Origin of the sequence: Lamprocystis purpurea DSM 4197 (assembly GCF_000379525.1) — a bacterium.
In the GTDB taxonomy this organism is placed as follows: domain Bacteria; phylum Pseudomonadota; class Gammaproteobacteria; order Chromatiales; family Chromatiaceae; genus Thiodictyon; species Thiodictyon purpureum.
Window position 1 is genome coordinate 1 of the sequence record NZ_KB902370.1, and the last position, 11,036, is coordinate 11,036.

Consider the following 11,036-nt stretch of genomic DNA (forward strand, 5'->3'; position numbering starts at 1 on the left):
ACAACGCGCCGTGGGCGCGTTGCCCCCACCTTGCCCACACTCATTCACCCTTTGCCCACACTGCGCCGCACGGCCGCCGGAGCTGGCTGAGAACGCCTGCGGCGCAACAGCAACAGATCTTTTCTTAATCGCTGCGCGGATGCCGTCTTAACGACCGCTCCGCGGTGGCTGGGGCAGCGCCAAACCGCTGCGATGAACGTCGGCACGACAACTTAAATTCGGGGGAAAACTGTCCTGGACATGGGGTCCACTATACATCTGGCGCCGTTCCTGCTCACCAATCTGCTGCTCGACCCCCTGCGGGCCGCCGCGCCGGCGCGTATCGTCAACGTGGGGACGCGCATCGACACGGCGATGGATTTCCACGATCTGAACTGGGAGCGGCGACCGTACCGGTTGATGCAGGCCTACGGACAATCCAAGCTCGGCAACCTCCACTTCACCTTCGAGTTGGCGCGGCGCCTCGCCGGGAGCGGGGTGACGGCCAACTGCTGTTTCCCCGGTGTCTTCCGCTCCAAACTGGGCGGGACGGACGGCGCCCAAGGGTGGTTCTGGCGGGCGGTCGACCGCTTGGTCGGCTGGGCCTTACCGACCCCCGAGCAGGCGGCACGACGGGTGCTCTATCTGGCCACCGACCCCGCGATGGCCGGCGTCACGGGCGGCTATTACAGCGACCGTAAACCCATTTCGGCCCCCGCCCAGGCCCAGGACCCCGCCGCCAACCAGCGGTTGTGGGAGATCAGCGCGGGGCTGACGCGTCTGGCCTAACGGCTACCTACAAGTTTGAACGATGGCCCTGCCTGGCACTGGATTCCGGCATCCTGCCGGAATGACGGAGGGATCAGCAGGACTTAGACCCGACCAGCCAACACACGCTCGATCCCCGCCACGATCCGCTCCCCCGCCCGCCCATCCCACAACTCGGGTATCGCCCCGCGCGGCCAGGCCCCGGCAAACAGCCGATCGAGCGCCGGCGCCAGTTTTGCCGGATCGGTACCGATCAGCGTATTGGTGCCGATGCGCACCGTCTCCGGCCGCTCGGTGGTATCCCGCAGCGTCATGCAGGGTACGCCCAGCACCGTGGTCTCTTCCGTGATCCCGCCGGAATCCGTGATCACGGCCTTGGCGTGCTTGACGAGGTAATTGAACTCCAGATACGGCTGCGGCTCGATGAGATGCAGGTTCGCCGGCACCGCCGCCAACGCACGCAGGGTCTTGGCGGTCCGAGGATGTACCGGAAAGATGACCGGGAGACCGCGGGTGCCCGCGGCGATCGCCGCCAGCAGCCGCGTCAGCGCATCGCCGGTATCAACGTTGGCGGGCCGGTGCAGGGTCACCACGAAATATTCACCCGCCTGCAACCCCAACGCACGCCACAACGCGGGTGGCTGCAACCGTTCCAGATTGGCCAGCAGGGTGTCGATCATCGTATTGCCGACAAAAAAGATCCGGTCATCACCGACCCCGGCCTGGCGCAGATTCGCGTTTGCAAACGCGCTCGTGGTGAAGAACCAATTGGTGATGGCGTCCGTCACCATCCGATTGATCTCTTCGGGCATGGTCCAGTCGCCGGAACGAATGCCGCCCTCCACGTGCGCGACCGGCACGCACAGCTTCTGCGCCGCGATGGCACAGGCCATGGTCGAGGTCACATCCCCCACTACCAGACACAGCCGGGACGGCGCCGCCAGCAGCAGCCGCTCATAACCGATCATGATCGCCGCCGTCTGCTCGGCCTGGGTGCCCGATCCCACCTCCAGATTCACATCCGGCGCCGGAATGCCCAACTGGACAAAAAAATCGCCCGACAGGCGGGCGTCATAGTGCTGACCGGTGTGCACCAGACGGTATCGCAAGGGTCCGCCCGCGGCTTTCCTGGCCTCCAACGCCCGGATAATAGGCGCGATCTTCATGAAGTTCGGGCGCGCGCCCGCGATGATGTCGATTAGCACGACTGCGGTACCTCGATGGTCACTCGGACTTCGCCTATAGCCTTCGTACCTGATATCCAGACAGACGCTTGGTGTAGGGGCGGGTTTGAANCCCGCCCCTAGCAGCCTGTCGGACTTAGCCCCGAGGATTAGGGTATGAGTCAACATCAAGGCTTTTTGTTGCTCCACAATCTAACGTAAGGTGATTTCCGCGAAAAATCCAACCCGTAGGAGCCCGCTTGCGGGCGACCGGTGGGGGCACAATGACGCATCCAACCCGTAGGAGCCCGCTTGCGGGCGACCGGTGGGGCACAATGACGCATCCAACCCGTAGGAGCCCGCTTGCGGGCGACGGGTGGGGCACAATGACGCATCCAACCCGTAGGAGCCCGCTTGCGGGCGACCGGTGGGGGCACAATGACGCGATTCCGGCAGGTCACGTCGCCCGCAAGCGGGCTCCTACGGAGCTTGATTCTTGATAGCGTCTTATTCGGAAATCGCCTAAAGTCCGACAGGCTGCTAGGTCCAGTTATCACGTCCGACGGCCATAAAACCTCCAGTGAGCCGCGCTGAAGGCACAGGCCGGAACGCTGATCATGGCCCGCTCAGCGCCCCAGCCAAGACCCCACCCACTCCTTCATGGCCCGCCCACTGCCGTCGAGCGCACCGGTGTCGGGTAACCAGATCTGCCATGCCGCGGGTCGACGCGCTTCATGGTCCGTAGCGGCCGGGAAGACCTGAATCCCTTCGGCCGCAAACAAGCCCAAGGCACGCTGCATGTGCAGCGCCGAGGTCACCAACACCATCGAGTCGATGCCCCGCGCACGCAACAGGGCGACGGAAAAGCGCGCGTTCTCGCGCGTATTCCGGCTCTGCTCTTCCAGCACCATCGCGCGCTCCGGGACCCCGAGCGCACTCAGCAGCCGGCGCATGGCCGCGGCCTCCGACGTCAGACTGACGGCAGGATCACCACCCCCGCTCAACACCAGCAGCGGCGCCTTGCCGGCGTGGTAAAGCTGCGCGGCGTACCAGATCCGATCGGCCGCCGCACCGAGATCCGGTGCGTCATCCGGTCGCTGGGGCGGACTGATTCCGCCGCCCAACACCACCAGCGCCGGCGCGCTCGGCACCGCGTGCAGCGGCACCATCGGATACGCCGCTTCGAGTTGTCCCCTCAGCCAGTTGCTGGGTACCGGCAACGACCACACCCACAGCCACACCAAGGCCATACCGCCGAGCACCAGCGCCAAACGCCGTTTGCCAAAGAGGCCGGACAGCCAGGCCAGCACCCCCAGCACCAAGGCCGTCCCCAGCGGGGAAACCACTGCGATCACCAGCTTGGAAAGCATCATCGAACACCACCACGGCCATCAAACCCCGGACGGCGATCAGGCCTCGCGCACTGGAGGTCGCGGCTTACCGTGAAAGTCGCCGCAAACATCTGTGAAAAACCGGCCGCGCCGCCCCCTACGGCTCCTCCGTCGCGTCCCGCCCCTGCCAAAACTGCGGCACCTTCGACAGATTCTTCCATGCCAAGGCCCCCACCCCGCCCATCCCGTTCACCCGCAGCGCCTGGTAATCCTCCCACGATTTGCGCAGGATATGACGCAGCGAACGGTTGCTCGCCCCGCCCACCCGCATGCGCACCAGCACCTGCGGCAGATACTCCACCCGCCCCGTCAGCCGACTGAGCACCCGCAGCATCAGGTCATAATCCGCCGCAATCTGATAGCGCGTATCGAAGACCCCATGACGCTCATACAGTGCGCGGCGCAGATACAGCGTCGGATGCGGCGGCATCCAGCCCAGCCGCAGCCGCTCCGGCCGATAGGCACCCGCGCGCCAATGGCGGATCACCCGTTGCGTATCCGCCTTGGCCACATACACCAAATCCCCATACACCGCATCCACCGCCGGATCGGCAAAGGCCGCGGCAATCCGCGCCAGCACCTCCGAATCCGCATAGAGATCGTCGGCGTGCAACAACCCCACCACCTCTCCACTGGCCCGCGCAATCCCCTTGTTCAGCGCATCGTAGATCCCGCCGTCCGGCTCGCTCACCAGCACCGCGAGCGCCGCCCGCTGGGCCTCGATCACCGCCAAGGTCCCGTCCGTGCTGCCACCGTCGATCAGGATGTGTTCGCGCGCCGCGTGCGACTGGCCGGCCACCGAGGCCAGGCAGTCGCCCACCGTCCCGGCGCAGTTCCAAGTTGCCGTGATAATCGAAATCTTCATAAACGCCGACCGCCATCCGCACGCCAACAACAAGAAAACCGGGCTTTAGCCCGGTTGTGTCACCTCAAGCCCCGTGCCGGCGCTAGCGTCGGCAACCGGGTCAAACTTGATCGTCACTCCGCCCCCCTCTCGCTTCATTCATCACGCCCTTCATCCAGACCCTCGCGTTTCCATTGTTCGGTCCAGGTCTCATAACGTTCGGCGAGCATGCCGCGTACCTCGTGTAAGTCATTCATGGAGTCGATGGCTACCCCCGGCAGGCGCCGCGGCAGAAACACGCGGCTGATCCAGACCGCAAAGGCACGCCGCAGGCTGGTCTGTTCCGGGGCTTGCAGGATAAGGTCCTGGTAGAGGAGGCCGACGTAGGTCTGGATGCGCACCGCCATCCAGGCGTCGATGGTAGATTGAAATTCAAGCAGGAGATAGAGATAGAGCCAGTCAGGACCCCAACGGACCCGCCAGATCAGGTCATCGCTACGGTCGCGCAGATCGTCGCTAACATAGCTGCCGCTGCATTTTTCCAGGCTGCCCAGGTCCAACTGGTCGATCCAGTCGCCGGGAACCACATGTCGCAACAGGTCGCGCACTATGGCAACGTGGGAGTAGGGCAGTTTGTAGCCGCTGTCGTGGCCGGGGGCACGGGGCCGACGGTGGCGCTGGCGCGGGTGGCGCTTGGTCATGGACGTGTTGGGTGATGGATGAGGCGTTTGGGAATGCGGGCGCGTCGCCTTAGATGATTTCCAGGAAAATAGCTACCCCGAACCGCGATCTCCGTCGTCCCGGCACGCTGCCGGGACCCAGTGCCAAAGACGGTAACCCTCAGCCAGCACAACGCTTACGGTTCAACAATGGCCCGGCCCAACCCTAGATTCCGCCATCAAAGCCGTGATGACGCGCCACGCATCACCCAGCGCCGTCCTCCGGACCGATCAGGGTCAGCAGACTGTCGGCATCGAAGATCCCGTCGAGCCAGGCATCCAGTTGCTCCACCGGCGCCGCGTGGATGCGCCGCTGCGCCCACTCCGGCACAACGCCGAAGCGATGGCCAGTTGGCGTTTCAGCGCGCTGGCCTTTCCCTCGACCTTACCTTCAGTCTTACCCTCCTCAAAGATCGACTGATAGGCCCGNGTCTCTTGGATCGGTGTCACCAGATTCAATATGGCCCACATCTCCCTCGCGGTCAGCCCGCGAAATCGTTCAAGCACCCCGATACCGATCACATAGGTTATACCAGGCACCGGCCGCGTACTGCCCCTGGAATTCGACCGCCGGCATGACGGCCGCCCGGACCGAAGCGCATGCACCCTCGACCGGTCAATGCCCCGTACGCTTAAGCCACGCTTTGACCTGTTCGGGGTCCAACCCGCGTAAACGCTCCTCGGCTTCCAACCCACGCAAACGCTCCTCCGGGTCCAGCCCACGCAAACGCTCCTCCGGGTCTAACCTACGCAAGATCTCCTCCGTGTCCAACCCACGCAAACGGTCCGCAACATCCATCCGCTCCAGCAGCGCTTGGCGATCTTCCAGGCTGAGCGCGTGAAAATCGTCGATGAGCATTCGATACGTTTCAAGTTTGAAGTCTTCGAGCGTATAAGCCATGTCGGGCAGCTCCAGTTGATGGACGTTCGCCAGATGATAGCGCAGCAGGTGTGCCGACAGGTTGCGTGGTCGATAGTGCGCCAACCCATAGCGGATTCGATCCAGATGGCTGGCGAACAGTTCCCACGGGGCGTTGCGCGGGTGCTTGGCCAGGGCGTTCAGGACGATCACACGGATGCGGCGACTGCCCCAGTCGAGATCGTACACGCCCGGCCGGTCCGTGGGGTGCTGGGCACCCGGCGCCAGTTGACCGAACAGTTTGGTGGGATGGCGGGTGGCGACCGCATAGAGGCGAAAGGCCGCCTCCGGCAGCAGCCGATTGGCGGCTGGGGACGGTTCCTGGTTGGCGGGAGGCTCACCCGCGGACGGGCCGCTGAGCGCCTGGATGGAGGCGAGTTTGCGATAGGTGACGTAGTGGCCGATCAGCTCTTCCATCGCCCAGCCATCCAACGCTTCCTGTTTGGATTTAAAGCTGAGCACGTTGTGGGCGGTGAGGTTCTCCAGCCCGTCGGGGAGTTCCCCCAGCGCCGCCGCATCGGTGACCGCCGCCGCGCCAGGCAGCCGTTCGATAATCAGCACATCCAGCCGCTGGCTCTTGAGCGCCAACTCTTTTTCCAGCTCCACGCGCCAGGGCCGGCCGGTGAACAGGTCGGTCAAGGCGATGCCGAAGAGGCGATGCCAGGGGGTGAGATCACGCATCCGCCCAGCATACCGCATCACCCGTCGTCCCGGCAGGAGGCCGGGAGCCAGGGGTGCGATCCAAAGTGATGTGGTCGCAGATGCGCGTAGGATGGGCAGAGCGAGAGCGATGCCCATCCGGTCACCGCGGCGCTTGAGGATGGGCATCGCTCTCGCTCTGCCCATCCTACCGAGAGGGCTGGCCCCATCAGTTCTGATCACACCCGGGACCCAGTGCCACGGACGGTAACCCGCAGCCGGCACCCCGCCCACGTACGACCAATAACCCCAGCCAAACAATAAATTCCGCCATCCAACCCGCAGTGACGACCAAGCGCTTCGTCAGCGCAGACCAATCTCCAAACCCCAAAAACCAAAAAACCGGGCCTAAGCCCGGTTCTGTCACGGCAAACCCCATGCCGGCATGAGCGCCGGCAACCAGGTCAACCGCAAACCGCCTGCGACCGCCGCAGCAACGCATCGAAATACCCAATCGTCGGCTTCAACCCATCCCGCAACGCCATCGTCGGCTCCCACCCGAGCCGCGCGCGGGCCAAGCCGATGTCCGGTTTCCGCTGCCTGGGATCGTCCTGCGGCAACGCCTCATGGACAAGCGCCGAGCGCGAGCCGGTCAACTCCAGGATGGTCTCGTCCAACGCGATCATGGTGAACTCGCCGGATTGGTTCTCCACTGTTGAGTCAATGTTACCGTCCCCGCCAGCACATTGAAAAGGCTCGGAGAGCCTCACGACATTCTTGGGTCGGCCACGCGTTTAGAACGCGCCTCTGGATCGATTCTGGATCTCCCAGGTCGTGCTTCTGAGGATCCTGGAGAGCGCCGCGTGCAGGGGATCGTCTTCCCGAACCTCAGCTCTTGCCTTCTTAGACAGCTCCATCGTTTTCCAAAGCAGACCCCAAGGAAGCTCCTTGTACTGGGTGTCGATCACCGTATCCAGTTCCTCGATCGTCGTACGATCCAGCGGGCGCTTGCGTAGCCCTTTCGCGAGCCGGCGCTGATGAGCAAATTTGCCGTAGATCAATAACATCAAGACCTCCTTTCACTCAAAATGTCGGCCGCCGTTCGTGTCGTCCCGGCCACCGAAGGTCAGCCTACTGCGAACCCGGATCCTAATCCATCCCCGCCGCTGTCAGCTTAGGCACGCGCGCCGCCCGCAGGGTTCCGGCCGACGACGATGCACCACCGCTCTGCCCGCCCCTGGATTCCGGCATCCATGCCGGAATGACGAACCGCGCGGTCAACCGCGATGTCCGTCGTCCCGGCATGGATGCCGGGACCCAGTGCCAAGGACGGTAACCCTCAGCCAGCACACCGCCCACATTCGATCAATAACCCTCTCCTGGCCCTGGATTCCGCCATCCAAGCCAGCATGACGCGCCAAGCAGCGCAAGAAAATCGTTCCAGATCCGCGTGAATCACCGTCACCGACCTGCTCCGTCCAATGCACTCCAATCCAGCTCCAGACGGCACCCAGACCCGATGAGCGTTAACTCCAGACAGGGGGTCGGCACCGAGCACCCGAACCCCGGATGCCAGACAGTCGGCACCAGGCGGACCTGGCCGCCGCCGAGCGACCAGCGAACAACCTGCCCGCCCGGCAGGTGCAAACGTCCCTGCCCACCCTCACCCCCGATCTCGGCCGCAATCTCAGGATGCAGATGAAAGCGGGCGATGGCCACGCCGAACACACCATCGATCACATCGGTCACCGCGAACCGACCAGACGTCAGCTCCCAGGTGCGCCGATGGATCGGCCGCCCCGGCAGGCGGCGATAGCCGTCGTGTGCGGCCGTGACCCGCAGCGAACCATCCAACACCGGGCAGTCGCCGGCTTCCGCGCCCTGATCCGCCCGCGGGTCCCGCCCGCGCGAGGCCCCGAGATCGCACGCGGGCACCGGCTCCACCAGCACATCCAAGGGCCGCGCCCGCCGTGCGACGCGAAAACCGCCCCAGACCTCGCTCGAATCCGCACCGTCGAGCTGCACCGTGCTGTGCGCCGCGGTGCCCCGCTCGGCCAGCCGCTCCGGACCGCTGCCGTAGCACGAGGTCCCGCCATTGACGATCACCCGCTGCCCGAACAGCGACAACTCGAACGACAGCGAATCGGCGTGCGCATGCCCCGGCAGATAATCCGGGCCAATCGGCGCCACATCCAGCAGCGCCACCGCGGAACCCGCTTCCAGACGAACATAGCCGGAATGACTGAGCCAGACCACGGGAGCCCGAGCGCGCTGCAACCTGGGCGCACTTGAAGTCGCGGCGACCTCGAGACCCAACCGCCCGCCATAATCGACCAACTGCGCCAGTGTCGGCGCAATCCCCATCGCGGCGTCGTTGAAGAAACTGATTTCACCATCGGGGTGGCACATGACTCTAAGCCAGTGCGCCATCGCCCGCGCACAATCACGATAGAACGCCGACAACTCAGGCGCGGCCGTCTCCGGATAGGCACCCGCCAGGTTGATCAGATCCAGCACGTCCTCGTACAGGATGGCGTGATACATGGGACTGCGCTCAAAGTGCCCACCATCCGGCAGAATCTGCTCGCGCAACTCCCGCACCAGCAGCCGCTGCCCCAAGGCACGCCAGGTCCCGGCCGTCGGCCCAACGAAAAAGGCCCCGGCGAAAACCAGGGCCTTGGCATTGGCGAACAAATGATTGCCGAGCAGATGATACTCCAGACGCCGACGCAGCCAGCCGGCCTGCATCGCCAGGCTCCGCAGGCACTCGGGCGGCAGCGCATTGCCCGCCAGCGCCCACTTGATCCAGTTGACGATGCGCAGCGACGTCGGATAAGGCTCCCAGCCGTTGCCGACACCCGGCGGATTCTCCGCCACCCAGCGCCGCAGCAACGCCTGCTGCCGATCGGCCCGTGCCGCCGCATCCGCCGCATTCAGATCATCAAAATAGTGCAGGTTATACAGCCAGAGCTTGTCGCAGGCCGGATCGTTCCAGGCCCCAGGGCCAACCACCGTCCGTGTGACATTTAGAAAACGGAAGCACTCCGGCCCCAGCATCGACATCGGCCGCACCACCGGCGCAACCCAATTTGGCTCCGGCCGCCGCAGCGCTGGGGCCGGGCGCTCGACCGGGCGCGGTCGCGGCAGCCGAAACCACAGCCGACCATAGAACTGCACCGGGCGCAGATAGCGCAGCGTGTGCCAATATCTCAGAACGCGCATCATGCAGTCAGGCTTTCAGTTTTAATGGGTTGGACACCTGTCGCCGCGATCCGGCAATACCCTCCAGCACCCCCAACATCCCCCGTGCCAACGCCGTACGGTCATAGCGCGGCGCGGCCTCCAGGCAGTGCGCACGCAGGTGTTGGTAGAGGGCGTGATCCTCGGCCAGGCGCAGCACACCCGCGCACAGGGCCTCGGCATTCTCCGGCTCGAAGACCAGGCCCACGTCGTCACGTTCCACGATGTCAGCAGACTCACCCGCCACGCCGTGCAATACCGGGATCCCCATGGCCATACATTCGAACAGCTTCGAGGGAATCACCTGAGTAAAGTTGTCGCACTTCTTCAGATGGATGATCGAGACATCCAGCAACGACCAGTAATGCGGCACCTCAGACTTCGGCACCGTATCCAGAAATAACACGTTGTCCAGACCCTCTTGCTCGGCGATCACCTTCAACGCCTGCTTGCGCGCACCATCCCCCAACAGCACGAAGCGCACCCTGGCACCCTCCGGATGCGCACGCATCAGTGCCGCCGTCTCCAACACCGTCTCCAATGCGTGCGCCATTCCATGCGTACCGATATAGCCGGCGACGAACTTATCCGCCAGTCCAAGCCGTTCGGCCAACTCCGGATCGCGAACCATCGGAGCAAAGCGGGTCAGGTCGACGCCGTTGGTGACGACATGAATCTTGTCGCCATCGATCCCGCGCGCGACCAGATTGCGCCGGAACGACTCGGTCACCGCCACCACCGCCGTCGCCCGCCGGTAGAGAAACAGCTCCAGACGCTCCATCAACCGCAGCGCCGCGGAATCCGACATCGCCCCCACCGTCTTGATCGACTCCGGCCAGAGATCGCGCAACTCGAACACGAACGGCCGCCGGCGGAAAACCGACAGCATCCAGGCCGCGCAATTGGTGAAGAACTGTGGCGAAGTACCCACGATCACATCCGGCCGGTGCTGCACCAACCCGGCCAGAAACCCGGTGACCATAAAAGACAGATAATCGAGCGTCCGCTTGGCGAAACCCGCGTTCGCCGTGATGTAGGTCCAGACTCGCACCACCTCGATACCGTCCATCATCTCGAGCTGCCACAGCCGGTTGCGGTAGCCCGGAAAGACCTTGCCGGACGGAAAATTCGGCGCACCGGTAATCACCGTCACGCGATGCCCCGCCCGGACCCACTCCCGGCAATGTTCGAAGGTACGCGAGGCCGGCGCGTTCACCTCCGGCGAAAAGTTATCGCTTAGGAACAAAATGTGCACAGAAATTCCTTTGAAACCATCGTTTCTTGTTTATTAATTATGGTATTAGCTGAGCCTGATCGGCAGCGTTGCCATTCCTGGCACTGGATTCCGGCATCCATGCCGGAATGACGGACCGC

Annotated in this window: 11 protein-coding genes; 1 reads left to right on the forward strand and 10 read right to left on the reverse strand. The window is 64.1% G+C overall.

Going from position 1 to position 11,036, the window contains the following annotated elements:
• The first annotated feature begins 240 nt into the window (after nucleotides 1-240).
• Entirely contained in the window at nucleotides 241-768 is a 528-nt protein-coding gene (locus A39O_RS31800; RefSeq protein WP_020503277.1) for a Rossmann-fold NAD(P)-binding domain-containing protein, read from the forward strand.
• Nucleotides 769-851: 83 nt separating this feature from the next.
• Here A39O_RS31800 and wecB read toward each other — a convergent pair whose 3' ends face one another.
• From wecB to A39O_RS0103290, 10 genes are all read right to left on the reverse strand, one after another.
• A complete protein-coding gene (gene wecB / locus A39O_RS0103245) occupies nucleotides 852-1,952 on the reverse strand; it encodes a non-hydrolyzing UDP-N-acetylglucosamine 2-epimerase (protein ID WP_020503278.1) in 1,101 nt (366 codons plus the stop codon).
• A gap of 584 nt (nucleotides 1,953-2,536) precedes the next feature.
• Complete coding sequence (locus A39O_RS0103250; protein ID WP_020503279.1) at nucleotides 2,537-3,283, reverse strand: YdcF family protein; 747 nt, start codon at nucleotides 3,281-3,283, stop codon at nucleotides 2,537-2,539.
• Nucleotides 3,284-3,398: 115 nt separating this feature from the next.
• A complete protein-coding gene (locus tag A39O_RS0103255) occupies nucleotides 3,399-4,166 on the reverse strand; it encodes a glycosyltransferase family 2 protein (RefSeq protein WP_040527011.1) in 768 nt (255 codons plus the stop codon).
• A 134-nt stretch (nucleotides 4,167-4,300) separates the two neighbouring features.
• Nucleotides 4,301-4,846, reverse strand: coding sequence for an Rpn family recombination-promoting nuclease/putative transposase (locus A39O_RS31805; RefSeq protein WP_020503281.1), 546 nt, complete (start codon nucleotides 4,844-4,846; stop codon nucleotides 4,301-4,303).
• A 223-nt stretch (nucleotides 4,847-5,069) separates the two neighbouring features.
• Complete coding sequence (locus A39O_RS43090) at nucleotides 5,070-5,195, reverse strand: hypothetical protein (RefSeq protein ID WP_020503282.1); 126 nt, start codon at nucleotides 5,193-5,195, stop codon at nucleotides 5,070-5,072.
• Between the two features lie 285 nt (nucleotides 5,196-5,480).
• A complete protein-coding gene (locus A39O_RS37620) occupies nucleotides 5,481-6,464 on the reverse strand; it encodes a magnesium transporter (protein WP_020503283.1) in 984 nt (327 codons plus the stop codon).
• Nucleotides 6,465-6,886: 422 nt separating this feature from the next.
• Nucleotides 6,887-7,108 (reverse strand): dTDP-glucose 4,6-dehydratase, encoded by a 222-nt coding sequence (locus A39O_RS0103275; protein ID WP_322786428.1) that lies wholly within the window; start codon nucleotides 7,106-7,108, stop codon nucleotides 6,887-6,889.
• Between the two features lie 108 nt (nucleotides 7,109-7,216).
• Nucleotides 7,217-7,489: a hypothetical protein gene (locus tag A39O_RS0103280; protein WP_020503285.1), complete on the reverse strand. Its 273-nt coding sequence runs from the start codon at nucleotides 7,487-7,489 to the stop codon at nucleotides 7,217-7,219.
• A gap of 394 nt (nucleotides 7,490-7,883) precedes the next feature.
• On the reverse strand, nucleotides 7,884-9,644 hold the full coding sequence (locus A39O_RS0103285) for a heparinase II/III family protein (RefSeq protein WP_040527016.1): 1,761 nt from the start codon (nucleotides 9,642-9,644) through the stop codon (nucleotides 7,884-7,886).
• Between the two features lie 7 nt (nucleotides 9,645-9,651).
• Nucleotides 9,652-10,878 (reverse strand): glycosyltransferase family 4 protein, encoded by a 1,227-nt coding sequence (locus A39O_RS0103290; protein WP_020503287.1) that lies wholly within the window; start codon nucleotides 10,876-10,878, stop codon nucleotides 9,652-9,654.
• Nucleotides 10,879-11,036 lie beyond the last annotated feature (158 nt).